Raw genomic sequence first — 24,466 nt, 5'->3', positions numbered from 1 at the left:
CTACTGTCACCGCATGTGTCGACACCCGCCCCGCTCCCATTGGGCTCTACTCGCACTGGCCTGTGCGCTCTCCGGCTGCGAACCGGGACGCGCACCGCCGTCGGCCGAGGCGCCAACCGCACCGCCGCGCGCCACCTTCGACGGCCACTACGCCCACGGCACGCAACGACTCGACATCACCCGCAACGACGGCGGCTACTGGCTGAACTTCGTAGGTACCGGTGCGAATGCGTGCGCGTTCCAGGGAACAGGCATGCTCATCGGCGATCAGTTGCAGGTGTCGCTGCAGGCATGGAAAGCGGGGGCCTTGCTTACCGTGCGTCACGCGCCCAGCGACAGCGTCGATGTGCTGAGCGAGCAGGAGGACGACCGCTTCAGCCTGACCTACTTCTGCCATGGCGGCGAAGCGCTTTCAGGCAATTACCGGCGCCTGCCCTCGCCTGCGCCCAGCCATTGACGGCATCAAGCCTTCGCCACTGCGCCCGCCAGCAGCGTCTCGCCGCGAGCGATGCCCATCAGCGTGCGCAACAGCAGTACAACGATCACCGACGTCGCGAATGCCAGCATGCCCAGGGCCAGCACCTGGCTCAGCGATGACGGCATAGCGACGGAAAATTTCAACGCGGCGACGGCACTGGCAGCGACGGGGAAGCTCACTGCCCACCACGACAACTGAAACGCCTCCCCCCGCGCCGTGCCTTGCAGGCGCCCGAGCAACACGGCCAGCACAAACAAATTCAGATAGAACAACCCACGCGCGAAGACATCCACCTGCCCCATCACGGCGACGTAGGCCGAGAAACCCACCGCAAACGGCGCCACCAGGATCAGCAACGTCGGCTGCAAAGCCGGCGGCAACGGCTCATGAAACATCAGCCGCGAAAAAATCATGGCGAACAACGGCACGGCAAAGAACAGGCCCACCGCCAGCGCAAACAGCATGGGCTCCTGCAACGAAGGCAAGCCCAACGTGGGATAGGCGAGCGGAATATCCAGCAGCCCCACCACCGGAATGATCCAGGTCGGCGTCGCATGCGCCGCCTCCTGTCGCGCGCCGATCCAGCGCTGAATGCTGAACCACGCAAACGCCGTCATGCCAACGGCACCCACCATCCACATCACGCGCGCCGCCATCCCCATTGGGGCGGGAAGCAACATTGGCAGCAACAACAGACTGATCCAGAACGTGCCAAGAAAACTGCCCGTGATCGGATGCCGAAGCTCGGCCATCCAGACAGAAGGATCGCGCACGGCACGGCGGATCTGGATCGTCACCAAAGCGACAAACGCCAGCCAGGCGAGCGCAGCAAACACGTCGCCGATCCAACCCGGCGCTCCAAAGTTTCGCGTCGCCAGACGCCAGGCCAGGGCCAGTCCGCTGAGGCCCATCACCGCGCCAAACAGGCTGACCGGCCACTCTGCAACACGCGCGCCCGAAGCGCGCGGGACAACCGGCGAGTTACGCATAGGGAAATAACCAGAAGAGTAAGGGCCTGCATCCCTGCTGTAGGAGCGCACAGGATGCGCTCCTACAAGCGGGCCAAGCGGAGATGACTATGCAGCGCTGTGGGCGCTGACCGCGTCCATCACGCGTGCCGAGTAAACCAAGGCCGCACCCGCGTTCAACGCAATCGCCACGCCTAGTGCCTCGGCGATCTCCTCACGGCTGGCACCGTTCTTCAGCGCCTGTGCCGAGTGCACGGTGATACAACCGTCGCAGCGCGTGGTTACGGCCACGGCTAGCGCAATCAGTTCGTGCGTCTTGGGATCGAGATGGCCGGTTTTCTTGGCGGCGTTGGACAGGGTCTGGTAACCCGCGACGGTATCCGGACTCAGCTTGCCGACTTCACCGATGCGACCCAGCAATTCTTTGTGATAAGCAACCCAATCGAGCATGACGCCTCTCCTTATGAGGCGGCGGACACCGTGCCCGCCGTGCTGCGCAGTGTTGCGCCGCTCGCCATCACGATGAATACTCCATGCGCTCTATTTCTAGCGCGATCGTCTCATGGATGCTTTGAGTCGCCTGATCCAGCTCGCTCACCTGCAAGGCAGTCTCGATCTGCGCTGCCAGTTCGCCGGTGATTTTGCGGTGGACCACGCACCTTCGCCGCAGGGCGAAGCACTGTTTCATCTGGTGTTGGACGGTCATTGCACGGTCGAACCGGCCGGCGGGTCGCCATTGCCGTTGTCGGCCGGCGATCTGGTGCTGTTTCCGCACGGGGCCGCCCACCTGATCCGCGCCACCGCCAGCACGACACCTGCCGCGCCGATCCGGCAGGAGCACGACGGCATGCTGCCGCTGCGGCGCAACACCGAGGACAAAGTCGAGCTGGATCTGCTGTGCGGCCGCTTTCATTACGCCCCCGCTTCCGCCACCTTGCTGATGGCAGCCCTTCCCGAAACCGTGCAGGTTTCCTTGAACCAGCCCGGCGCCGCGACACCGCTGCGGGCACTCGTCGAGCTGATGCGCACGGAAGCCGGACACCGCCAGCCCGGAGCCCTGGCCATCGTCACCGCACTTACCCATGCGTTGTTCGCCATGGTCTTGCGCGCTTACAGCACACGCCGCCAACAAGAGGCCGGCGTGCTGACCCTGCTAGCGGACGCACGACTCGGCGCCGCCGTGCAAGCCATGCTGGCCGAGCCCGCACGTGCGTGGACGCTGGAGGAGCTCGGCCGCATCGCCGCCATGTCTCGCGCGAGCTTCGCGCGCCACTTCAGCGAACGCGCCGGCATGACGCCCTGGGAATGCCTGACCCGTTTGCGCATGCACATCGCCAGCGACCTGCTGATGCAATCTCGCCGACGCACCGGTGATATCGGGCAGGACGTGGGCTACCAGTCCGAAGCGGCGTTCGGCAAGGCGTTCCGCCAGTACAGCGGGATCACGCCAGCGCGCTTCCGGCGCCTGCACGCCCAGGCCAATCCTGGCCAGAGCACATCCGTACCCACGCTGGATGCAGCCGTCTTCCCTGCAGGCCAACCTTGAAACGGGAATGCACGCCTGGCGATCTGGATCACGCAGGCGAGTAACCGCAGCGCTCGGCGTTCGCTAACGGAGTCATCACAACACACCTCGCCGACGGGTCTCCATCCCCAAGTCAGTCACAGGGGGCGGTCACCGCGTGATGGTCAGCCCCATGCCCTGCTGTTGTTGTTCCTGCAAACGCAACTGCTGGTTTTGCTGTTGCTGGTGTTCGAGTTGCTGATTAACGGTTTGCAGCTGCTGATGCGATTGCTCCACGGGGATGTTAACGGCCTGTTGCGCATCCACCGCACCCCATCCCGTGCGCGGGTCATCGAGATCGCCCCGGAACGCCTGGAGAACGTGGATCGTCGGCACGATCTTTCCGGTCTCGGGGTTTTCGCCGAACTCCAGATGGGTGACGTCCGTCAGGCCCGACCGCTTGGCCTCGATCAAGACGCTCGCCGTCAATCGGTCCAACTGCTCTCGACTGAGAGGCAGGCCGGCTTCGTCATGGAGGGTAACGAGCTGATCGCGGATCGTGTCGTGCATGGCGTGATCGGGATGCGCCGCGTGTCTCGGATCGAGCAGCCGCCCGTCGCGATCGACCTCAGCCGTGGATTCCATGGACCTCTGCACAGGGATCGCCGGCGCATGGGTCGATGGCATCGGAGGTGTCGGTCGAGCATAGGTATCGTCCTCCCCAACCGGGTGCAGTGGCTCCGTCGAATGATGGAGCGGCTCCGTCCGCGTGACGGGCTCCGCCGTCCGTGCCGATGAAGCCTGTGTCGGTACTGACGCATCCATCGCTGGCGACCCGTGATGGCTGGGCGCACTCTGTTGGGGCGCGACCGGGGCGGGCATCGCCGGTGCAACGGCCGGTTGTTCTTTAGGCGGTTCCATCGGGCGCATTGCTGGATGATCGTGTCGCATCGATTCCACCGGCGTCGTTCGCTCCATCGTGTGATCGGGAACAACGCGCGCCTGCGCATGATGGCGCGACAACGACGGTGTCTCCTGCCATGCCGGGCGCTTGCCAAGTTCCTGTTCGGTGCGCTTGTTGATCATGGACACGTCGCGCAACAGCGTCTGCTCGTGCGCAGGGTCCGGGTGAGTCTCGCGGAGGACGGGTGTAAGCGAACGAGGACTGAGGGTCTCCGGCTGGTCGAACGAGGCCGGCACCGGGATATTGCCCACCTCCAGATAACGCTGCCGATCAAATGCGCGATGCGTATCGGCGCCTCGCTGTGGTGCGGCGTCATGGCGAACGGACCCTACCGCCTCTCGCACCTGTTCCGCCGTCCGAACCTGTGAGGCATGCGATGCCAGGTGTTGTTGCACATGCGCCTCGGCGGCCCTGGTCGCTTGTGTCTGTGCCTGTGCGTCGGCCGCATGCCTGGCCGCATCGGCGGGTGACGGGCTTTCGTGCCCGCGTGCTGGTGATCCGTTTCCATTCGGCGAGTCCCGATGGCTCGCCATGTGCGGTGTAGTCGGTGAAGGCTGCCCACGTCCTGGCGTCGGATCCGTGGTCAAAGGCTCCGCTCGTTGCTGGTCGCTCAGGATCTTCGCGGCCTGTCGCTGAGCCGGGGCATCGCCACCGTGCATCGCTGCCTGGGCGCGCGCGTGCTCACCTACACCGGGCGAGGTCATGGTGCGCGACAGGCCTGCTGCCGGTGCATGGGGTGCTGCGGCGGTTTCTCCCGATGCGGCTGCGGCGTTCGCGTGGCTATTGGCAAGTTGCGTGGCGTTGAGTTCGTCGCGCACGTTGCCTTCGGCGGTGTTGGTGCCCCACACCGTGCCAGGCGTGGTCCATGACCCATCCGCGCTGCGGGTGTAAGTATGGCCGTCCGAAGCTTGCAGGGCGTATTCGGATGTCTCGAGCGCGTGGCTGACGTGCTGGGGTATGGGGCCGTGCTTCGACCAGCCGTATTGCTGATACGCCGCCTGGTAGTGCTGCGCGATACGCTGCGACGACTGCGCCAGGTTGTCGGCGATGGTGTGTTGCGCCGCCTGATCGAGTTGCGCGGCCCGCGTCGGGCTGGCGGTTTCGATCCGTTGTTGCGCCGCATGGCGCTCGATGACCTGCTCGGTCACCTGGCGGGTCCAAGCGTGTGTCTGCGCATCGCGCTGCCAAGGCGTCGCGCCAAAGTCGCTATGCGTATCGCCCGGCCCGGCCGGCTGCGTATAGGGGTCGGCCGGGGTGAACGGCCGCGCCAGTTGCAGTTCCACGGAGGTGTTGCTGGCCTGGTAGTTGAGCCGGTCGGTCAGTGCCGGATCGGCGGGGATCGTGTGCTGTCGGTACACCGGAAACCCATCATTCAGACGCATGGCGTCGGTATCGAGCGTGCGCTCCATACGCGTCCAGCCCTGCTGATCTGCATAGGTCCAGGTGTTGCCGGCGGCGTCTTGCTGGGTGTGGATGCGCTGCTGGTCGACCGCATCGGCCAGCTTGTCGCCGCCGATGGCGCCGACGATGGCTCCCGCGGCGCCCAGGGGCAGCGCGCCCAGCCCCAACTCCGCGCCGGCCAGGGTGGCCGCCGCCCCCACGATTTCGGCGCCGGCCAGCATGCCGACGGTGCGGCCGGTGAAATGCACAATGGCCGACTGGCTGCCCGTGATATTGCCCTGGTGCTGCAGATCCACAGCGTGGCTTACGGTGGTGGTGGCGTCGTGGACCACGGCGGCGGCGCCAACAAGACCCAAGCCCTTGATGGCCAGTTCGGGTCCTGATGAACCCGCTGTCGTGACGCCCGGTGCAGCAGGCACGCGGCCACGGGTCAGGCCCCCGCCTTCCACCGATGGAGGTCCAGTAGTCAGGTGCTGTTCCATCACGGGCGGACGCATTTCGCTGGCTTTCGCCGATTCGAGCGCGACCTGCGCCTCGGCCGCATGGGCGGCGGACCAGGCTTTGCTGGCCGCGGCCATGCCATCGAGATTGAGCTGACTGAACTCGGACAATGGTAGGCCGAACATCGTTTTCTGCACGGCGTGGTAGCCGCCGATGACATCGACCTTCGCGCGAAGGTCCGCTACGCTGACGGGGCGACCGCTTTGTTGGGTAGCTGATGCTGCAAGGTGGTGTTCGAGCTCGCGGAACTCGGTGGCCGATTGACTGGAGAATGCGAGCGTGTCTCCCGTGAAGGCGCGCATGGGGTAGCCATTCATCACTGCGCCGGGGCTACTCAGCGCGGTAGGCAGCTCGAAGGTGGAGAATCCACGATTGAGTGGCGCGTTTTCAACAAACGCCACGATCGGCCGCCCATTTTTGATGGCGTTGGACATGAAGGGCTCGCTTCCGGCATTCCACATCATGTCCTGCAAGGCGCCTTTGACATTGTTGCCGAGCGGTGCAATGCCTTCTGATTCTAGAAAGCTCTTGAACTTTCCTTCGACAATGTCAAAAGTCGCATCGGATGATGTTCGAGCGACAAACTTCCCCCAAGCCGTATTTCCTATGATGCCGGCTCTTCCGCCGACCTCTTTCACATAGTCATCAGCATTGTAGAAGTTGGCCTTTCCAGATCTATCTTTGCCTGAAAAGCCCACGTAGTCGACCCCGGCTGGCAACGCAGGCGGATGTGTCGTCATGCTTTTTGACACGTAGGCTTCAAAGCTTGATGAAGCGTCTACTCCTGAGTCAGATGACCTCAAGTAGGCAGCTACCCTTTCGACTTGGGCCGGCGACAACTTGGTGCCATCAGCAACATTGGTAGCACCACCCATGGTGGTTCGCACGTAGTCATCGAAGACAAACTGAGTCATGACACGGTGCTCGCCGATGGATGCGCAGGCACCGTTACTTCGGCGAGCACGATATCCCCATTGGGTAGACGAAGTAGTCCATCGGGAATAGCGATCCCGTGATCATGAAGGACTGCTTCCTGGCTCAAAGCCAAGTAGCGCACCTCGTTGTCATTGTCTCTTCTACTTTGGAAAACCCTGACCAATCCCTCGGATAGGCCAACTAGAAAGCTGAACTTATCGCCCAAAATGTTGAGTCGATCTTTCGTCTTAAAGATTGATTCGATCACCCAGTTTTGACCAAGATTCAGGGTGAAAACATCCACATTTCGGCCTTCATTTTTAATAGAGTTAAAAGTTCCAAAGCACCCCAGTGAATACTGACTTTCGCCACGAAAAATCCAATACTGATATTCCACCTCACCCTGATTTTCTGTTGGCTCCATTCTTGGCTGAAATACTTCCAAGCCATGTTGATGATCAATCGCTGAACCGTTGGCTGCTTCGAAATGTAGAGGCATGACAATACTCACTAGAAAGTGTGTGATGGCGCGATAGCAAATACGTTATGAAGCCTTCGATCCATGCAAGGTGTCATCGATTTGCAAAGCTCACGATAAAGCCATTCGTGCGGGTTGTCCGCATGCACCAGGATCGGCACTCGGAATCGCGACAATGCCCCGCGCGCTTGGTCGAACTTGGCCAGCTGCTCCGGCGTGGCGACATCGTGCCCTACACCGTCGCTGGGCAGGCCGTCTACGTTCATTTGGTCCCTAGGCACGCTCATGATCAGCACTCCTTGCTCAGTAGGTATGGGTCCAGGCCAGCATCAGGTCGTTGCGTCCTTTGCTATGTGGGTTACCAGGAATTTGCTCTTCCTTGGTAGCCACCAAAGCCCGCATGTAAACGCTGACGGTGCGATCGTTGACTTCGACCAAGATGTGCGGCGTTACAGGATGACCTGCACAGCTAGCAAGCCAACCTTCGGGAATCTCGTCCTTGGAAAGGTTGTGCAACACCAGACGCTCTTTGAACAGCGCATCCAGGTCGATGACGGCTTCGTGCGCGGTGCCATCCAGCGAGGTCCAGTGGATGTCGACCGGGCCGGGGAAAGTGCGCCCGCCGTAATCATCAGGTAGGACACCAAAGTGCCCGCTCCAATCATCTCGCCAGTTCGGTACAGATGGTGGTCCCGCAGGCTTGTCTCCCGTCAGGCGAGTAAAGCAGTTGTTGCTATAGATAATCCAGCAACGCTGCGTATTGAAATGACGCGCGCCAAAGTTGTGGTGATAAAACCGCAACGGCCAAGGGTCTTTGCCTTCCAGCGGACCAGCCCAACCCGGGGGAAGTTTGAAGCTAACCGTCATGTGCGAATCTCCTTTCCATGCTTGCATTCAAAATGCAGCCCTCAACAGGCAGCTCTACTCCACGCTCTTGAAGATGTCGGCGGCATCCATCTTCGACATAGGTATCGCGCACTCCATCACTATGGTGGCAGCAAACCCCGGATCGATCGCATCCTTGGCGGCAACGATAGCGTTCTGAGCAGCGATACTGATGGCGACATGCCATTCGGTGGGTTCGAAGCACCACCTCTCCAGCACTGGAAGAATATGGGGCCAGAACACACGAAGGTAATTGACCGGCAGGTCTGCCGCCGCCCCTTCGCCCGGATAGCGCGGGACACCAAACTCGCTGCTCCCCGCGGTAGCACTCACATGGCTAAACATCTCCTGCATGTCCGGTAGCTGCGCGCCGAGCTGCATAGCCTGGCCGAAACAAAGCCCCCATACCGAGTAGTCGGTTTCAACTAATGGCCTGTTCAAAACATCGCCGAAGTAGAGCGTCTGGCCCGAGGTAGTAGTGGCGACAACAAAAGGGAGCGGCTCCGTTGGTCTAGATTCGTATATCTTGCGGATGCCCATCTGACACGCATAACCCGCCAATGCGCCAAGCACGGTGAGGAGCGTTTCAATATGCACACCCTGCTCGTTCTTCAACGCTTTCAGGAGGAACCGAAAGATGGCATCGCCAGCCACCCTGGCACCTATCAAAGGATCTTCAGCGCGCTTACTGGCGATGGTTTGCAACAAAATCGCATCACCGGGGTGCATCTGATCGCCAGAAGATGATGCCTCGCCTGAAGGCTTTGTTTCTGCCTGCATTTCCGCAGACTCCTTTGACTCGCCAACCTTCTTCCCTTTCCAACCAAACAGCTTTCCTAGCATGACCTTCTCCCCTAGTCGGGTTCACACATGATCAGGCGGTAACTTGCAGAGCAAGCCATACACCTTCCTAACAGTCATCAAGAACAGCGCCTGCTTCTTGACACCGCACATCACAAACAATCACGCCACGCGCATCACCTCTCCGTCCGAGGATAAAGCTCTCAGGAGGTCTATTCGTCACGAGGCCCCCTCATGACATCCGATATCATCCCCGTATATCGAGTGCTGGCACCTCCACCCTCGGTAGCAACCGCCGAGTAAATAACTTGTCCTGGTAATACCGGATCTTGTCGCACATCACCGGATGTGGAATACCTTCGTAGAAGAAGACCTCCTTCTCACCACTCATCGCCTTGAGTTCTTGCGGCAGCATGAGGGCGCGCCGCTCCTCTGATTCGCTCCGACTCACATCGCGACCACGCGTAATGTTCTGCTTGCGCACGGTGGTATAGCCAAGCATCTCCGAATACTCATTCGCATCACGCTGCTCGCGCGGGGTGTAGACGATTTGTAGCGCATGATTGGTCACGAAGGTGCGCGCAACGTCCCTGCCGTACACGGCCTCTAGCTGCGAAGTGCTTTGAATGATCGGCAGCATGCGCAGGTTGTAGCCAGCGATGAAGGACACCGCACTAGCGATCACGTCCACCTTGCCGATGGCGGTGAACTCGTCCATCAGCAGCAGGCACTGGTGCTTGAGCTCGGTGTTCTGCGAGGGCAGCTCCTTGGTATTGAGCTTGACCAGCTGACTGAAGAACATGTTGATGATGATGCGGCTCTCGGCCAGTTTGTTGGGCTGGATACCGATATAGATCGTCATCGGCTTCTTGCGCACATCGGTCAACAGAAAGTCGTTGCCACTGGTGGCGGCGTCGAGCACTGGATTGATGAACATGTTCAGTGGCTCGCGGAAGCTTCCCATGATGGATGAGAAGGTGTCGTCCGCCTGTGATAGCAGGTTGCTGAACGCATTCTTGGCGTCGCCGCTCAGAAAGGGTTGTTGCGACAACCCACGCAGACAGGCCTTCAGTTCAGTGCCGTCGCCGGAAGACAGGCGGAATACCTGGCCGAGTGTCGGCTCCTGGATGTTCCTGGATGGACGATCTTTGACACGTTGTGCGTCACGCTTCTCGAACAGGTACATCGTGAACGCGACGAACGCGTTGCGTGCCTGACTGACCCAGAATTTCTGGTCCGACGAGCCGTCGGGGTACAAAGTCTCTGCCAATGCCATCAGGTCGGAAATGCGGTACACGCCATCGGACACGTAATGCAGCGGGTTCCAGCGTGCCGAGCGCATGTCTTCCGCGAAGGGATTGAAGAGGAAAACGTCCTGGCCCTGCGATTGACGCCAACCGCTGGTCAGATCGAAGTTCTCCTGCTTGATATCGAGCACCACTATCGAACCGGGATAGCTCAGCAGGTTCGGGATGACGATACCTACGCCTTTGCCGCTGCGCGTCGGTGCGGCGAGGATCGCGAATTGCTGCCCGGACATATAGACGAACTTGCCGCGCATCTTGCCGACGATGAGGCTGGTGGGCGATGGCGTGAACATGCCTTGTTTGGCCAGATCGCTTGCCGTGGCGAAGTGCGCTTCGCCGTGCAGCGACCGTTTCTTCGACTTGACTAGCAGAACCAGCAAACCCAGCCAGGAAAGCGCCGGAACACCGAAGCCGATGATTCCGGCGATCTTGATGCGCAGTGCGTAAGGTGCGAACTGCGGCTGGTCAAGCGCGCGAATGTATTGCCCGTAGGTATTCCACTGCACGGGCTGGTCATGCAGACCCAGCAGCATGAATGTGAGAAGGCCGGAGCCATAGAGGCCGACAACCACAGCCGCCAGTAACGCCACGCCAGCAAACACCGCCTTCCTTGAGCGCATGCGCACAACTCCTAGCTCATTCTTTCCCTCATGGTCACGTCAATGTGGATGGACATCAACCTCGTGATGCGATGAGAAACATCTGATCCGCTATGCGTGCACTACATGCGCTGCAGCACGAAGATCGCAAACCAAAATTCCACAAGATTCTTCTTGCTGCCCATGGCCTTGATGATGCAAGGCGCGCGGCACGGGACAGATGCTGCGAATCAACTTGGCACTAACAAGCAGCCAAAACATGTTGCGGTTTGCGCACTAGCCCTGCAGCGTTAGCTCGGTTTCGAAGCGGCGCAAGACACCGCTGAGCGGATCGATAAACGACAACGACTGCGCCAGCAGCTGCAGTGGTTTCGTGTAGTCGTCGTCAGCCTGCTCGGCCAGTACGGGATAGAACCCGTCGTTATGAATGGGTGCGCCGAGCGCCGCCATGTGCACGCGCAACTGGTGCTTGCGTCCGGTGATGGGTTGCAACGCATAGCACCAGAGCTCACCTGTGCGGTCGATCGCATCGATCCAACTTTCGCTGTTGGGCTCGCCGGGTACTTCGTGCATGCGGAAGAAGGGATCGCCGGCCACGATGCGGGAGCGCCGCGTGAGCGGAAACGCCAGCGCAGGTAGCGCAGGCGCCCATGCCTGGTAACGTTTTTCGATACGCCGCTCGCGAAACAACGCCTGGTACGCCGAACGGCTGGCGGGGTTCGCCGAAAACATCACCAGACCCGCGGTGGCGCGATCGATTCGGTGCAACGGCACCAACTGGGGATTGCCGAGCGTGTGGATCAGGCGGGTCAGCAGCGTTTCCCGCACGAAACCACCGGCCGGCACCACGGGCAGGAAATGCGGCTTGTCGACGACCACCAGGTGTTCGTCGGCATGCACCAGACGTTCGCGAAACGGAATCGGCGCTTCATCCGCCACTTCTCGGTAGTACTGCACGCGCAGCCCAACCCGGTAAGGCGTCTGCGGGTCGACCGGCGCGCCTGCTGCATCGAGCACCCGCCCACGCGCCATGCGATCCAGCCATTGCTCGCGCGGGATCGCCGCGAAATGCGCGCACAGGCAATCGAGCACGGTGGCCCACGGTCCCGGTGGCAGGTGCAGGGTGCTGGCGGCGATGCTTTCCATGAAGGCGTGCGGGAGGGAGCGGATACCGATTCTAGCGGCCACCGTCCCCGCCTTCGCTTGTCGACATCGCGACAACATCGATCGGCGCAATCTGGTGGCGCAGCATCCAGGAGACGGCACCCATGTCGCGATGCATGTGGACCCTGTGGAGCGCCCTGCTTTGCCTGGCGCTGGGCACGGTCGGGCTTGCCGAACCGGTGCCTGTGGCCGGCCAGGGTTTCGTTGCCCGCATCGAACTGGATGGCGCCATCGGCCCCGCCGCCGCGGAATACGTCGACGACGCCATGCAGCGCGCCACCCGCGAAGGCGCCACTGCCATCGTGCTGCGGCTGGATACACCGGGCGGGCTGGCCGATTCGATGCGGCAGATCGTCAGCAGCATCCTTGCCTCGCACATACCGGTGCTCGGCTACGTCGCCCCGGACGGTGCGCGCGCGGCCTCCGCTGGCACCTACATCCTCTATGCCTGCCACATCGCCGCCATGGCGCCCGCTACGCATCTGGGCGCCGCCACGCCGGTCAGCCTCGGCGGCGGCAACACGCCCATGCCTCCACCCGTGCCTTCCCCCCTGGGCGGGCCGGCGCCAGCGAAAAGCGCGGAAAAACCCAGCGCCAGCGAGAGCGTCGCCCGCGACGCGGAAGCGAACAAAGTGCTCAACGACGCTATCGCCTACATCCGTTCGCTGGCCCAACTGCGTGGCCGCGATGCCGCCTGGGCGGAACAGGCCGTGCGCGGCGCCGCCACGCTCACCGCGAGCGAAGCCGTCGAGCGGCATGTGGTGGATTTCATGGCCACCGATACCTCGGCGCTGCTGACGCAGGCGAACGGACGCACCGTGCGTGTCGCCAACCAGGCACTCACCCTGAAACTCGCCGGACTTGCCGTGCGCGACTACGCGCCGAACTGGCGCACGCGTTTTCTCGGCATCATCACCAACCCCACCATCGCCTACATGCTGCTGCTGGCCGGCATCTACGGACTGATTCTGGAAGCCTTCCATCCCGGCGCGCTGCTGCCCGGTATCGCTGGCGGCATCTGCCTGCTGATCGGTCTTTATGCGTTGCAGCTGCTGCCGGTGAACTACGCCGGCCTGGCCTTGATGGCGCTCGGTGTCGCCTTGCTGTTGACCGAAGCGCTTACACCCGCCGCTGGCGCTGTCGGCGTGGGCGGCGTAATCGCTTTCGTGATCGGTTCGATCATGCTGTTCAACACCGGCGTGCCCGGCTACGCGGTGAACCTGGGCGTGATCGGCGGCATTGCGTTCTGTGCTGTGGCGCTGCTGGCGCTGATTCTGCGCCTGGTCATGCGCGCCAGGAGTACCCGCCCGTTCAGTGGCGAGCAACACATGCTTCAAACCACCGGCGAGCTGCTTCAGGCCGTGCAGCCTGGCAGCGAGAGCTGGGCACTGGTGGGTGGTGAACGCTGGCGTGTGCATTGTGAAACGGCGCTACCCGCCGGCGCGCGCGTGCGCGTGTTGCGTCGCGAGGGTTTGCAACTGTGGGTCGCCCCTCTTTAGCCCTCTTCAGGTGAACATCATGGAGATTCCCATGTTCGGATTCCTCGGTGTCGTGGTGGTGCTGGCCTTCGTCCTGTTGTTCATGTCGATCAACGTGCTGCCGGAATACCAGCGCGGCGTGGTACTCACCCTGGGCCGCTATACCGGCACCAAAGGGCCCGGCCTGATCATCCTGGTGCCGGTGATACAACGCATGATGCGCGTGGACCTGCGCGTGACCGTGATGGACGTGCCGCCGCAGGATGTGATCTCGCGCGACAACGTTTCGGTGCGCGTCAACGCCGTGGTGTATTTCCGCGTGGTGGAGCCGGACAAGGCGACGCTGAAAGTGGCCGACTTCCTGCAAGCCACCAGCATGCTCGCGCAGACGCGTCTGCGTTCTGTTCTGGGCCAGCACGAACTGGACGAAATCCTGTCCCAGCGCGATACGATCAACCGCATCCTGCAGACCATCCTGGACGAAGCCACCGACGCCTGGGGCATCAAGGTCAGCAATGTGGAACTGAAAGACGTGGACCTCAACGAAACCATGATCCGCGCCATCGCCCGCCAGGCCGAAGCCGAGCGCGTGCGCCGCGCCAAAGTCATCCACGCCGAAGGCGAACTGCAGGCCGCCGAGAAATTGCGCGATGCCGCCGCCACCCTGTCGCAACAGTCACAGGCGCTACAACTGCGTTACCTGCAAACCCTCGCCGACATGTCCAGCAGCGGCAACACCCACACCATTGTCTTCCCGCTGCCACTGGACATGATCAAGCCGCTGCTCGATAGCCTGCCCCGCAGCTGAGCGCGCAGGCAGGCACCCCTCTGCTGACAGCACGCTGGCAGCAGCGTGCGATTACGCTGCGCCCGTCTTCCTTGAATATCCGTACGGAGTAACCGCATGACACCAGCCGCCCCCATCACCTTGTATGGCTCCGGCACCGGTTTCGATCTGCCCGACAAGAGCCCGTTCGTGCTCAAGACCGAGATGCAGCTGAAGATGGCAGGCCTGGCCTATCGCAAACATCCGGGCAATCGCGATAGCGCACCGAAAGGCAAGCTGCCTTACCTCGAAGACGAGGGCGAACGGATCGCCGACTCCACCTTCATCCGCGCGCATATCGAGCGCAAATACGAGCTTGACCTGGACGAAGGCCTTACCCCGCGCCAACGCGCCGAGTCATGGGCCATCGAACGCCTGCTGGAAGATCACCTCTATTGGGCCTTGCTGTATTACCGCTGGGTCGACCCGGACAATTTCGCCAAAGGGCCAGCGCATTTCGTCGACAACGCGCCCGAGGACAAGCGAGCGCAGCTGCGCATCGAGATACAGGCGCGCGTAACCGACAACCTGCGCATCCATGGCCTGGGCCGCCACACCCCCGAGGAAGTGCTTGAACTTGGCAAGCGCTCGCTATCGACCCTCGCTGCCCTGCTCGGCGACCAGCCCTTTTTCATCGGCGCCCGCCCTACCGCCATCGACGCCACCGCCTTCGCCATGCTGGCCGGCGTGCTTACCCCCTTTTTCACCTCGCCTCTACGCGATGCGGCCGAGCACTACCCCAATCTGGTCGCGTACACCGATCGCATGATGCAGCGCTATTTCCCCGACCAGCCCTGGACCACCCAGGCGTCGCAAAACGCGCGCGCCGCCGCCCCCTTCTGATGGCGGCGGCAGACAAGGCCCCTAGCAGAAGCTCCGCCCAGGCGCCGCACCAGAAAATGTGATATTCATCACACTTTGATGACCCCTGAGGCGCCGCCCACACCGCGTCGACGGGGTCATCGCTATAAGTCGATCGCCCAGTCCGCGTTTCCGGGCGATGTGCGATGTGACCTGATCTTGCACCACCCGCATCACGGCAGCCCCTTCAGGGAGACGGTGGGAGCTGCCATAGCTTCCTGGCTCGACCGCCACCGATCCGCTCCGACTAGCCGTACCTGATGATCCGTTCGTATTCGAAGTACGTGTTGCTTCCTGTTGTGAAACGACTTGTTGTGAAACGACTTGTTGCGAAACGACCTGCGGTTAAACGATTCGGGCTAAAACGACTTGGGGACACCCATGAACTGGATGAGCAACCTGAAGGTCGCGCACCGCCTCATGCTTGCGTTCGGTGCCATGCTGCTGATTACGTGCCTGATTACCGCGAGCGCCCTGTGGCGCATGTCCTCTATGTACGGGCAATTCGAGGATCTCAGCCGAACGAAACTGGCGAACCTGATGGCAGCAGACGACTTGATCGTGGAGTTACTGCAGGCTGCGCGCCACACCCGCAACGTACTGATCTTGGACGATCCTGACCTAGTCAAACAGGAAATTGATGCCGTTTATCAAGGCAAGCCTAAGCGGACCCAATACATAGACCTGCTGAAAGCCAACATTGTCACCCCACAGGGAAAGGCCGCGCTGGCAAGCGCGATCGAAGCGCTTGATGTCTATGTGCCGCTGGAAGACGAATACCTCCAGTTGATTCAGGCGGGTAAGTTCACAGAGGCGAAGACCATGCTGCTGACCAGAACCCGCCCTGCCCAGCTGGCTGCCATTGCCCAGCCGTTCAAGCTGATTGACGTGGAAAGAGACGTTGTCCGAAACGAACGCACGGCGGTGGAGAATGCTTTTCAAGACACTCGCCTGACCCTTATTGCTCTCATGCTGGTGACGCTCGTCGTGGGCGTGGCGCTGGTGTTCCTGATCACCCAATCCATCAACCGGCCCCTGGCCAGAGTGCTCGCAGCGGTCGACAAAATGCGTACGGGTGACTTCTCCGATCGCCTGTCGTTGACCCGACAGGATGAATTCGGCGAACTGGCGAACGGCTTCAACCGCATGCGCGACGAGCTGACGCACCTGGTCGGCCAAGTGCAGACATCAGGGATCCAGGTCAACACGTCCGCCACCGAGATTGCCTCGACCGCGCGGGAGCAACAAGCCACCGCCAGCGAAATCGCCGCCACCACGGTCGAGATCGGCGCCACGTCCAAGGAGATCTCCGCGACGTCGCGAGAACTGGTCAAGACGCTGGGCGAAGTCGCGGCGGTGGCCGAGCACTCGGCCACACTGGCGGGCGAGGGTCACGCCGGCCTGCTCCACATGGAAGAGACCATGCGCAACGTCATGGACGCGGCCGGCTCCATCAACGCCAAGCTCTCCGTGCTCAGCGAAAAGGCGAGCAACATCAACCAGGTCGTCACCACCATCACCAAAGTGGCCGACCAGACCAACCTGCTCTCGCTCAACGCTGCGATCGAAGCGGAAAAGGCAGGCGAGTACGGGCGGGGGTTCTCGGTGGTCGCCACCGAAATCCGGCGACTCGCCGACCAAACAGCGGTAGCGACCTATGACATCGAACAGATGGTCAAGGAAATCCAGTCCGCCGTGTCGGCAGGCGTGATGGGCATGGACAAGTTCTCGGAGGAAGTACGCCGAGGCGTCAATGAAATACAACAAGTCAGTGGCCAGCTGACGCAGATCATCCAGCAGGTGCAGGCACTGGCGCCAAGAGTGGAATCAGTCAACGAGGGTATGCAGGCGCAATCCAACGGTGCCGAACAGATCACGCAGGCGCTGGTGCAGCTGAGCGAGGCCGCGCAGCAAACCGTGGAGTCCCTGCGCCAATCGAACTCGGCGATCGAAGGTTTGAACCAGGCTTCCGGTGTGCTGCGTGGCGGCGTCTCCCGCTTCAAGCTGGCCGTGGAGTAGATCACCAGGGGCACGACGTTCGAAAAGCGGTTCATCGGCGCCGATCCCATAGGCGCCGACCCAAAGGGCGCCGCTTCAATAGGCGCCGCTCCAAAGGGCCATGATCAAGAGAGACCGGCATGCTCTTCCTCTTGTTTCGACTAGGCAAAGACCGTTACGCCCTGGACACGGCCCAGATCGCCGAAATCGTGCCCTTGGTAAGCATCAAGCACATCCCTCATGCCCCTCCGGGGCTCGCCGGGCTCATCAACTACCGGGGCACGCCCATACCGGCGATCGACCTGAGTCAACTGACACTGGGGCACGCTGCCCAGCCTCGCCTGAGCACCCGCATCGTCGTGATGCGCTGCGCCTTCACCGGCGATGAGATGCGTCCGCTCGGCCTGATTGCCGAGAGAGCCACCGAGACCTTGCGTCGCGAGCCGTCCGACTTCGCGCCCTCAGGCGTCAACGCCGAGGCGACGCCCTACCTGGGGCCGGTATGCCTCCACCATGATCAATGGATCCAATGGGTGCAGGCGGACCATCTGCTCTCCGCGCCGATGCGCGAGGTGCTGTCCGCAGCACCGGCGGGGGATTCATGATGCTTCCGGCATTCGAGCGCTTGCTCAAGGAGACCATGGGGCTCGATGCCGTGTCGATCGGCCGCTCCGCCGTGGAACGTGCCGTGCGAGACCGCTTGGCAGCCTGCGATCTGCACGACCTTGACGCCTACTGGACGCATGTATGCGCGTCATCGTCCGAGTTGCAAGAGCTGATCGACGCGGTGGTGGTGCCCGAGACCTGGTTCTTTCGCGATCGCGAAGCGTATGCCGCACTCGCCACATGGGCCGGTCATGAACGGACGAAGCCCTCCACGACAGCGACCTTGCGATTTCTGAGCGTGCCCTGTTCCAGCGGGGAGGAACCTTACTCGATCGCCATGACCTTGCTCGGATGCGGGTTGGCGCCCGGCCAGTTTCGCATCGATGCGTTCGACATCAGCACCCGCGCCGTAGCGTTGGCGAAGCGTGCCCACTATGGGGCGAACTCCTTCCGGGGCGATGACCTTCAATTCCGCGACACCTATTTCGAATGGGTGCCGCCATCGTGGCGACTGAACGACGTGGTGCGCACCGATGTGCATTTCCAGCAGGGAAATCTGCTTGATCCGTCGTTCCTTCCGGGTGCGGACATCTATGACGTCATCTTCTGCCGCAACGTCCTGATCTATTTCGACCAGGAGACGCAAGATCGCGCCATGCGCGTGCTGCGACGCCTGTTGAAGGACACCGGCACCTTGTTCGTCGGTTCGGCCGAAACCGGATTGGCACTCAGTCATGGCTTCGCGTCCACGCGAATGCCGCTGGCCTTCGCTTTCCGGAAAAGCCGCGCGGCCAAGTCGCGTCCGGCCCCCTCCTCTCAGGCCAACCAGAAACCGCCCGGCCTATCCCACAAGAAGGTGCCAACCGTTCCGATCACGGCGAAATCACCCGCCCCATCCGCAACGGCGGCAACGTCGAAGCCCGCCGCGCCAGCGCGCGCTGCCGACACATCATCATCCCTACTTGACCTGGCCGAGGCCGCCCGGCTCGCCGACCTGGGTCGCCTGGAAGATGCCGGCAAGGTGTGTGCCGCGCATGTGCGTGCCCATGGGACATCGGCCCAGGCGTGTTATCTGCTGGGCTTGATCCGCAACGCGGCCGGGGCTCCCACGGACGCCGTGCAGCATTTCCGCAAAGCGCTCTATCTCGACCCTAACCACTACGAGTCGCTGGCCCATCTGACCCTTCTGCTGGACAAGCAAGGGGACGTATCCGGTGCGCAGGTACTGCGCAAACGCCTGCAGCGGCTGGCGCCGCGAGCGGAGGGCTGACATGGCGGCTCTCGTTGACGTCTCCAGCTCGAACCAGGCCGCGATCCACGATTGCTGGAACAAGATCGGTGTGCGCGGGGATGGGTCCTGTCCGGCGCTGGAGCAGCACGTGCACTGCCGCAACTGTCCGATCTACTCCGCGGCGGCGTCCGATCTGCTGAACATGGAGCTGCCGGCGGGCCATATGTCGCTATGGACGGCGCACGTCGCCCAGAAGCAGGCGACGGCCGAAGCCACGGGGGCGCAGTCGGTGGTCGCGTTCCGCGTCGGCGCGGAGTGGCTCGCCCTGCCGACCAGCGCCTTCAAGGAGATCGTCGGTCATCGCACCATCCATTCCATCCCTCATCGGCGCAACGGCGTCGTGCTCGGACTGGTCAACGTCCGCGGGGAGCTGGTTGTATGCGCGTCGCTCACCGAGTTGCTCGGACTCGAACCCACCGCGCCGTCTCGCCCCGAAAAGCATCAGTTACTGCACCGCCGGTTCCTCGTGATCGAACTCGAAGGTGTCCGCACTGCCTTTCCCGTCGACGAGGTGCACGGCATCCGTCGATTTCATTCACACGAACTCGGCGAAGTCCCCGCTACGGTGGCTAGCGCCACCGCCACCTACATCAAGGCGCTGCTCCCCTGGCGGGACGAATCGATCGGCTTGCTGGACGAGCAACTGTTGATCTTCACCTTGAATAGGAGCCTGACATTAGCCACGACCTGAGCCAGATGTCGATGCTCGACCTGTTTCGCCTGGAGACCGACAGCCAGGTGCAGGTGCTGACGGCCGGCCTGTTGGCGCTGGAACAGGAGCCCACGGCCAGCGACCAGCTGGAGGCCTGCATGCGTGCGGCGCATTCGCTCAAGGGGGCTGCGCGCATCGTAGGCATCGACGTCGGCGTCGATATCGCCCACGTCATGGAGGACAGCTTCGTCGCCGCGCAACGCGGCACCGTCGAGCTAGGCCAAGCGCACATCGACGTGCTGTTGGGCGGCGTCGACCTGCTGCACCGTATCGCCGGCACGAGCGAGGCGAATCTCGCCCAATGGCAGGGCGATAAGCACGAAGAGGTCGCGCGGATATTGGCTGACCTGAAGGGTTTGCTCGAGCTGCCCAGCGAGGAAGGTCGAACGGAGCCGGCGACCGTATCGCCCCCCTTGGAGCCCGTGGTGGCCGCCCCACCGGCAGCGAACGTGCCGGCGGACATCCACGAGTCCCAGGAGCGGGTACTTCGCGTCACAGCCGATCATCTCAATCGACTGCTTGGGCTTACCGGCGAGGCTTTGGTGGAATCGCGCTGGCTTCAGCCATTCGTCGGGTCGTTGTTGAAGCTCAAGCGTCTGCACTACGAACTCGGCAAGTCCATTGAGAGCTTGCACGAAGCGCTGCCGGAACAAGCCATCGGCGAAAGAGCGCGCCTTGCCCTGGGAGAGGTTCGCCATCGCGCGCTGCAATCCCACCAGCTGCTGGCCCAGCATCTGGGCGAACTGGAAATGTTCGATCATCGTTCGTCCAACCTCGCCCATCGGCTCTACAGCGAAGCGCTGGCCTGTCGCATGCGCCCGTTTGCCGACGGCGTGCGCGGCCTGCCGCGAATGGTGCGCGATGTGGCGCGCTCGCTGGGCAAGCAGGTTCGCCTGGAGGTCATCGGCGAGTCGACCCAAGTGGATCGCGACATCCTGGAAAAGCTCGAACCGCCCCTCGGGCACCTCGTGCGCAACGCCATCGATCACGGCATCGGCTTTCCCGAAGAACGGCTGGCCATCGGCAAGCCCGCGGAAGGCCGGGTGACCCTGGAGGCCAGGCACAGCGGTGGCATGCTCCAGATCCATGTGTCCGACGATGGGCGCGGCATCGACCTGGAACAACTGCGCGAGGCGGTGCTCCAGCGCAACCTCACCAACGCGGAGACTGCCGCCAAACTCTCGGAGAACGAACTCCTGGAGTTTCTGTTCCTGCCCGGCTTCACCATGAAAGACAGCGTCACGGATATCTCAGGACGCGGCGTGGGCCTGGATGTGGTGCAGACCATGATCAAGCAGGTGCGCGGGACCATCCGTGTCTCGACCCAACCCCGCAAGGGCGTGCGCTTTCAGTTGATGCTGCCGTTGAGTTTGTCGGTCGTGCGCGCGCTGGTGGCCGACATCGGTGGCGAGCCCTATGCGTTCCCATTGGCGGCCATCGTTCGAACCCTCAAGCTACCCAAGAATCGAATCGATACGCTGGAAGGACGCCAGTTCTTCGTGCTCGACGGCCGCTCCGTGGGGCTGATAAGCGCCCATCAACTGCTGCAGAGCGGCGAACCGGTCACCAGCGCCGAGGACCTGTCGGTCATCGTGGTCGGCGATGGCGGCGGCATCTATGGACTGGCGGTGGATCGTCTTCTCGGTGAGCACGAGCTCGTGGTCCGATCGCTCGATGCACGGCTCCGCAAGGTCAAGGACATCACCGCAGGGGCGCTGCTGGAGGATGGGTCGCCCGCCCTGATCGTCGATGTCGCGGACCTGCTCCGCTCCGTGGAAAAACTCATCACCAACCGCGGCTTGAACCGGTTGCGGACCGACGGCGACACGAAGCACGCGATATGCAAACGCATTCTTGTCATCGACGACTCGTTGACGGTTCGCGAGTTGGAGCGGGCGCTGCTGAGCAACGCCGGCTATGAGGTAGAGGTGGCGGTCGACGGCATGGAGGGGTGGAATACCTTGCGCACGGGGCGCTACGACCTCGTGGTGACGGACATCGACATGCCACGCATGGATGGCATCGAACTGGTGGCGCTGATCAAACGAGACCCGCATCTGAGCGCGATTCCGGTATTGATCGTGTCCTACAAGGATCGGGAGGAGGACCGGCAGCGCGGACTCGAAGCCGGCGCCGACTACTACCTCGCCAAGGGCAGCTTCCACGACGAGTCGCTGCTGCAAGCGGTGGCGGACCTGATCGGCGAGGCCACCCCATGAGGATCGCTTTATGAGGATCGGCATCGTCAACGACTCCCCGATCGCCGTCGAGGCCCTGCGGCGCGCCATCGCTGCCAAGTCGGGACATCAGGTGGCCTGGATCGCTACGAATGGCGTCCAGGCCGTGGCGAACTGCTCGCGCGACACGCCCGATCTCGTCCTTATGGATCTGATCATGCCGGGCATGGATGGTGTGGAAGCGACGCGGCAAATCATGGCGTCCGCGCCTTGCGCGATCCTGATCGTGACGGTCGACGTGGGCGCCAATACCCCGCGCGTTTTCGAAGCGATGGGCCACGGTGCGCTGGATGCGGTAAACACGCCCACGCTCGAATCCGACAATCATCTGAACGTCGGGCCGCTCATCACCAAAATAGAGACCATCGGCAAGCTGACCGGAAACCGGCAAGCCTCCACGGCAACGCCAGCCCGCGATCAGGTCATACCCGCCAAACACCCGTATCCATTGATCGCGATCGGTGCGTCCGCAGGCGGTCCCGTCGCCCTCGCCCGGCTGCTAGCCGAGCTTCCGGCAAACTTTTCCGCGGCAGTGGTACTGGTCCAGCACGTGGACACCCAGTTTGCCGAAGGCATGGCCCAATGGCTGAACCAGCACTCCCGGCTTCCCGTAAAGCTCGCGCTGGAGGGTGATCGACCGATACCCGCCACAGTGCTATTGGCCGCAACCGCTGACCATTTGGTGCTGAAGGCGCAAGATCGCCTCGGCTACACACCGGTTCCTCGAGACTATGTCTATCGCCCATCGGTCGACGTGTTCTTCGAAAGCGTCGTTCGCCTTTGGCGCGGCGATGCTGTGGGCGTGCTCCTGACCGGCATGGGCCGCGACGGCGCGCTCGGTCTGAAAGCCATGCGCGACGAGGGGTACCACACCATCGCCCAAGACAAAGCCAGCAGCGCGGTGTACGGCATGCCAAAGGCGGCGGTGGCGCTCAATGCTGCGACCGAGGTCCTTCCCTTGGACTGTATCGCCGCCCGGCTGACCCATCTTTGCTCTTTCGGAAGCTCCTCAGGTCCATCAGGGGGATTAGGTCCATGAATAAGTCCGACATCAGCGAGCACCCGACAGCGCCCCGGTCGAGTGAGTACAAGATCATGGTTCTTCTGGTCGACGATCAACCCATGATCGGCGAAGCCGTTCGTCGAGCACTGGCCGGGCAGCCAGACATGCATTTTCACTTCAACGCGGACCCTTTCGCCGCCATCCAGGTAGCCGAACAGGTCAAGCCCACCGTGATCCTCCAGGATCTCGTTATGCCGGGGGTGAACGGGCTGATGCTGCTGACGCAATATCAAGCCTCACCTGCTCTGCGGGATATTCCGGTCATCGTGCTCTCCACCAAGGAAGATCCGGCGGTCAAGAGCGAGGCCTTCTCGCTCGGGGCCAGCGACTACCTGGTGAAGTTGCCGGACAACATCGAGTTGCTGGCCCGCATCCGCCGCCATTCGAAGTCCTACCTCAATCAAGTCCAGCGCGACGAAGCCTTTCGCGCCTTGCACGAGAGCCAACGGCAGCTGGTGGAGAAGAATCTCGAACTGGAGCGGCTCACCCACGTGGACGGACTCACCGGATTGAGCAATCGCCGCTACCTCGACGAATTCATGGGCATTCAGTGGAGAAACGCGATTCGGACGGGCGATTCGTTCTCTGTGCTCATGATCGATGTGGACGATTTCAAGCGCTACAACGACGAATACGGCCACCTCGCCGGCGACGAGGTCTTGAAGGCGGTTGGGGCCGCCATTCAAGCCTGCTGCCGACGCCCAACAGACCTGGCCGCGCGCTTCGGGGGCGAGGAGTTCGTTATCGTTCTTTCCCCCTCCACCCCGACCGAAGCCAAGCGATTCGGCGAAGACTTGCGCCACCAAGTGGAACACACAGGCATCCCCCACTCCGGCTCGACCATCGCCAAAATCGTGACGGTGAGCATCGGAGGCGCCTCACTCTCACCTCGTGGCGACGACTCTTACCTGGCGCTGATCGAAGCGGCCGATGGAGCGCTTTATGAAGCCAAGCGCAAAGGCAAGAACCGCGTCGTGGTGACGTGAAAGTCCATCGATTGGAACGCTATTTCCCCATCACTCTTGGCACACAAAGGCATCGCGAAACGCGCATGCCGACGCACCGTTCTGACAACGCCACATGTGCGAGCAACACCTGCCGCTCTTGATGCTGCTCTTCAGGGGCCCCTGTGCAGCGGTGAGGGATGGACGATCAGGCCCCGAAGGGGGCATCGACAGGACGTCGATGCCTTTTCGACACGACAGGGACGTCGTGTCCCCATGTCATCTAAGAGCAGGCCCGGCCAGCCCTCACGAACCCGCAGGCGAAGCCGGAGGGCGCGTAACCGGGGTGGCCTCTCTTTTGGTTACTTCTCTTGACTCCGGGCATCCATGCCCTCCGCCCTTCGGGCCAGCTGCGCTGTTCGCCATCGCTCCTGCTCAGGCGTGACCAAACAAAGAGAAGTGACCCGGCCTCCGGCAGGAGGACG

20 protein-coding genes are annotated in these 24,466 nt (G+C 62.2%); 12 read left to right on the top strand and 8 right to left on the bottom strand.

Annotated elements, in window-relative coordinates; genetic code table 11:
- The first annotated feature begins 13 nt into the window (after window positions 1–13).
- Window positions 14–457 carry a hypothetical protein gene (locus OUZ45_RS18400; RefSeq protein ID WP_266171712.1) on the top strand — a complete coding sequence of 148 codons (444 nt, stop codon included), beginning with the start codon at window positions 14–16 and terminating at the stop codon, window positions 455–457.
- A 5-nt stretch (window positions 458–462) separates the two neighbouring features.
- Here the strand turns inward: OUZ45_RS18400 and OUZ45_RS18395 are convergent, their stop codons facing one another.
- Both OUZ45_RS18395 and OUZ45_RS18390 read right to left on the bottom strand, forming a co-directional pair.
- Window positions 463–1,467 (bottom strand): SLAC1 anion channel family protein, encoded by a 1,005-nt coding sequence (locus OUZ45_RS18395; RefSeq protein ID WP_266171710.1) that lies wholly within the window; start codon window positions 1,465–1,467, stop codon window positions 463–465.
- Between the two features lie 87 nt (window positions 1,468–1,554).
- Window positions 1,555–1,896 carry a carboxymuconolactone decarboxylase family protein gene (locus OUZ45_RS18390; RefSeq protein WP_266171708.1) on the bottom strand — a complete coding sequence of 114 codons (342 nt, stop codon included), beginning with the start codon at window positions 1,894–1,896 and terminating at the stop codon, window positions 1,555–1,557.
- A 112-nt stretch (window positions 1,897–2,008) separates the two neighbouring features.
- Here OUZ45_RS18390 and OUZ45_RS18385 point away from each other — a divergent pair, with 112 nt between their 5' ends.
- Window positions 2,009–2,992, top strand: a complete 984-nt coding sequence (locus OUZ45_RS18385) for a cupin domain-containing protein (RefSeq protein WP_266171706.1) — start codon at window positions 2,009–2,011, stop codon at window positions 2,990–2,992.
- A gap of 129 nt (window positions 2,993–3,121) precedes the next feature.
- On the opposite strand, the gene OUZ45_RS18380 is transcribed toward OUZ45_RS18385, so the two are convergent.
- The 6 genes from OUZ45_RS18380 to OUZ45_RS18355 all read right to left on the bottom strand — a co-directional run bounded on the left by OUZ45_RS18380 (window position 3,122) and on the right by OUZ45_RS18355 (window position 11,947).
- Complete coding sequence (locus tag OUZ45_RS18380; RefSeq protein WP_266171704.1) at window positions 3,122–6,250, bottom strand: XVIPCD domain-containing protein; 3,129 nt, start codon at window positions 6,248–6,250, stop codon at window positions 3,122–3,124.
- Window positions 6,251–6,726: 476 nt separating this feature from the next.
- On the bottom strand, window positions 6,727–7,230 hold the full coding sequence (locus OUZ45_RS18375) for a hypothetical protein (protein ID WP_266171702.1): 504 nt from the start codon (window positions 7,228–7,230) through the stop codon (window positions 6,727–6,729).
- 282 nt (window positions 7,231–7,512) lie between these two features.
- Window positions 7,513–8,076: a hypothetical protein gene (locus OUZ45_RS18370; RefSeq protein ID WP_266171700.1), complete on the bottom strand. Its 564-nt coding sequence runs from the start codon at window positions 8,074–8,076 to the stop codon at window positions 7,513–7,515.
- A 54-nt stretch (window positions 8,077–8,130) separates the two neighbouring features.
- The gene (locus OUZ45_RS18365) at window positions 8,131–8,937 is read right to left on the bottom strand and encodes a hypothetical protein (protein WP_266171698.1); all 807 of its coding nucleotides are present in this window, start codon (window positions 8,935–8,937) and stop codon (window positions 8,131–8,133) included.
- Window positions 8,938–9,142: 205 nt separating this feature from the next.
- Window positions 9,143–10,822 carry a type IV secretory system conjugative DNA transfer family protein gene (locus OUZ45_RS18360; protein ID WP_266171696.1) on the bottom strand — a complete coding sequence of 560 codons (1,680 nt, stop codon included), beginning with the start codon at window positions 10,820–10,822 and terminating at the stop codon, window positions 9,143–9,145.
- Window positions 10,823–11,077: 255 nt separating this feature from the next.
- On the bottom strand, window positions 11,078–11,947 hold the full coding sequence (locus OUZ45_RS18355) for a pseudouridine synthase (protein ID WP_266171694.1): 870 nt from the start codon (window positions 11,945–11,947) through the stop codon (window positions 11,078–11,080).
- 122 nt (window positions 11,948–12,069) lie between these two features.
- On the opposite strand from OUZ45_RS18355, the gene OUZ45_RS18350 reads away from it, so the two are divergent.
- The 10 genes from OUZ45_RS18350 (at window position 12,070) to OUZ45_RS18305 (ending at window position 24,023) form a co-directional block, all read left to right on the top strand.
- On the top strand, window positions 12,070–13,464 hold the full coding sequence (locus OUZ45_RS18350) for an NfeD family protein (RefSeq protein WP_266171692.1): 1,395 nt from the start codon (window positions 12,070–12,072) through the stop codon (window positions 13,462–13,464).
- 31 nt (window positions 13,465–13,495) lie between these two features.
- Entirely contained in the window at window positions 13,496–14,251 is a 756-nt protein-coding gene (locus tag OUZ45_RS18345; protein WP_266171690.1) for a slipin family protein, read from the top strand.
- Window positions 14,252–14,347: 96 nt separating this feature from the next.
- Window positions 14,348–15,112 (top strand): glutathione S-transferase family protein, encoded by a 765-nt coding sequence (locus OUZ45_RS18340; protein ID WP_266171688.1) that lies wholly within the window; start codon window positions 14,348–14,350, stop codon window positions 15,110–15,112.
- Window positions 15,113–15,511: 399 nt separating this feature from the next.
- A complete protein-coding gene (locus tag OUZ45_RS18335) occupies window positions 15,512–17,149 on the top strand; it encodes a methyl-accepting chemotaxis protein (protein ID WP_266171686.1) in 1,638 nt (545 codons plus the stop codon).
- A 119-nt stretch (window positions 17,150–17,268) separates the two neighbouring features.
- Entirely contained in the window at window positions 17,269–17,733 is a 465-nt protein-coding gene (locus OUZ45_RS18330; protein ID WP_266171684.1) for a chemotaxis protein CheW, read from the top strand.
- Complete coding sequence (locus OUZ45_RS18325; protein ID WP_266171682.1) at window positions 17,730–19,004, top strand: CheR family methyltransferase; 1,275 nt, start codon at window positions 17,730–17,732, stop codon at window positions 19,002–19,004. Before OUZ45_RS18330 ends, OUZ45_RS18325 begins: the two co-directional genes overlap by 4 nt.
- 1 nt (window position 19,005) lies before the next feature.
- Window positions 19,006–19,716: a chemotaxis protein CheW gene (locus OUZ45_RS18320; protein WP_266171680.1), complete on the top strand. Its 711-nt coding sequence runs from the start codon at window positions 19,006–19,008 to the stop codon at window positions 19,714–19,716.
- 5 nt (window positions 19,717–19,721) lie between these two features.
- Window positions 19,722–21,956, top strand: coding sequence for a hybrid sensor histidine kinase/response regulator (locus tag OUZ45_RS18315; protein ID WP_266171678.1), 2,235 nt, complete (start codon window positions 19,722–19,724; stop codon window positions 21,954–21,956).
- Window positions 21,957–21,966: 10 nt separating this feature from the next.
- Window positions 21,967–23,013 (top strand): chemotaxis response regulator protein-glutamate methylesterase, encoded by a 1,047-nt coding sequence (gene cheB, locus OUZ45_RS18310; RefSeq protein ID WP_266171676.1) that lies wholly within the window; start codon window positions 21,967–21,969, stop codon window positions 23,011–23,013.
- Complete coding sequence (locus OUZ45_RS18305; protein ID WP_266171674.1) at window positions 23,010–24,023, top strand: GGDEF domain-containing response regulator; 1,014 nt, start codon at window positions 23,010–23,012, stop codon at window positions 24,021–24,023. The genes cheB and OUZ45_RS18305 overlap by 4 nt, the downstream gene beginning before the upstream one ends.
- Window positions 24,024–24,466 lie beyond the last annotated feature (443 nt).

This window comes from Dyella subtropica (genome assembly GCF_026283965.1).
In the GTDB taxonomy this organism is placed as follows: domain Bacteria; phylum Pseudomonadota; class Gammaproteobacteria; order Xanthomonadales; family Rhodanobacteraceae; genus Dyella_D; species Dyella_D subtropica.
The sequence above is the reverse complement of the archived record's forward strand: the minus strand, read 5'-3'. Positions and strand labels throughout refer to the sequence as shown.

What these genes read in the sequence shown, in the direction of transcription:
- OUZ45_RS18330 (WP_266171684.1), top strand. Translation starts at nt 17,269, where the DNA reads ATGCTCTTCCTCTTGTTTCGACTAGGCAAAGACCGTTACGCCCTGGAC.
- OUZ45_RS18350 (WP_266171692.1), top strand. Translation starts at nt 12,070, where the DNA reads ATGTCGCGATGCATGTGGACCCTGTGGAGCGCCCTGCTTTGCCTGGCG.
- OUZ45_RS18380 (WP_266171704.1), bottom strand. Translation starts at nt 6,250, where the DNA reads ATGTCCAACGCCATCAAAAATGGGCGGCCGATCGTGGCGTTTGTTGAA.
- cheB (WP_266171676.1), top strand. Translation starts at nt 21,967, where the DNA reads ATGAGGATCGGCATCGTCAACGACTCCCCGATCGCCGTCGAGGCCCTG.
- OUZ45_RS18355 (WP_266171694.1), bottom strand. Translation starts at nt 11,947, where the DNA reads ATGGAAAGCATCGCCGCCAGCACCCTGCACCTGCCACCGGGACCGTGG.
- OUZ45_RS18320 (WP_266171680.1), top strand. Translation starts at nt 19,006, where the DNA reads ATGGCGGCTCTCGTTGACGTCTCCAGCTCGAACCAGGCCGCGATCCAC.
- OUZ45_RS18375 (WP_266171702.1), bottom strand. Translation starts at nt 7,230, where the DNA reads ATGCCTCTACATTTCGAAGCAGCCAACGGTTCAGCGATTGATCATCAA.
- OUZ45_RS18395 (WP_266171710.1), bottom strand. Translation starts at nt 1,467, where the DNA reads ATGCGTAACTCGCCGGTTGTCCCGCGCGCTTCGGGCGCGCGTGTTGCA.
- OUZ45_RS18325 (WP_266171682.1), top strand. Translation starts at nt 17,730, where the DNA reads ATGATGCTTCCGGCATTCGAGCGCTTGCTCAAGGAGACCATGGGGCTC.
- OUZ45_RS18390 (WP_266171708.1), bottom strand. Translation starts at nt 1,896, where the DNA reads ATGCTCGATTGGGTTGCTTATCACAAAGAATTGCTGGGTCGCATCGGT.
- OUZ45_RS18365 (WP_266171698.1), bottom strand. Translation starts at nt 8,937, where the DNA reads ATGCTAGGAAAGCTGTTTGGTTGGAAAGGGAAGAAGGTTGGCGAGTCA.
- OUZ45_RS18400 (WP_266171712.1), top strand. Translation starts at nt 14, where the DNA reads ATGTGTCGACACCCGCCCCGCTCCCATTGGGCTCTACTCGCACTGGCC.
- OUZ45_RS18345 (WP_266171690.1), top strand. Translation starts at nt 13,496, where the DNA reads ATGTTCGGATTCCTCGGTGTCGTGGTGGTGCTGGCCTTCGTCCTGTTG.
- OUZ45_RS18340 (WP_266171688.1), top strand. Translation starts at nt 14,348, where the DNA reads ATGACACCAGCCGCCCCCATCACCTTGTATGGCTCCGGCACCGGTTTC.
- OUZ45_RS18305 (WP_266171674.1), top strand. Translation starts at nt 23,010, where the DNA reads ATGAATAAGTCCGACATCAGCGAGCACCCGACAGCGCCCCGGTCGAGT.
- OUZ45_RS18385 (WP_266171706.1), top strand. Translation starts at nt 2,009, where the DNA reads ATGGATGCTTTGAGTCGCCTGATCCAGCTCGCTCACCTGCAAGGCAGT.
- OUZ45_RS18360 (WP_266171696.1), bottom strand. Translation starts at nt 10,822, where the DNA reads ATGCGCTCAAGGAAGGCGGTGTTTGCTGGCGTGGCGTTACTGGCGGCT.
- OUZ45_RS18370 (WP_266171700.1), bottom strand. Translation starts at nt 8,076, where the DNA reads ATGACGGTTAGCTTCAAACTTCCCCCGGGTTGGGCTGGTCCGCTGGAA.
- OUZ45_RS18335 (WP_266171686.1), top strand. Translation starts at nt 15,512, where the DNA reads ATGAACTGGATGAGCAACCTGAAGGTCGCGCACCGCCTCATGCTTGCG.
- OUZ45_RS18315 (WP_266171678.1), top strand. Translation starts at nt 19,722, where the DNA reads ATGTCGATGCTCGACCTGTTTCGCCTGGAGACCGACAGCCAGGTGCAG.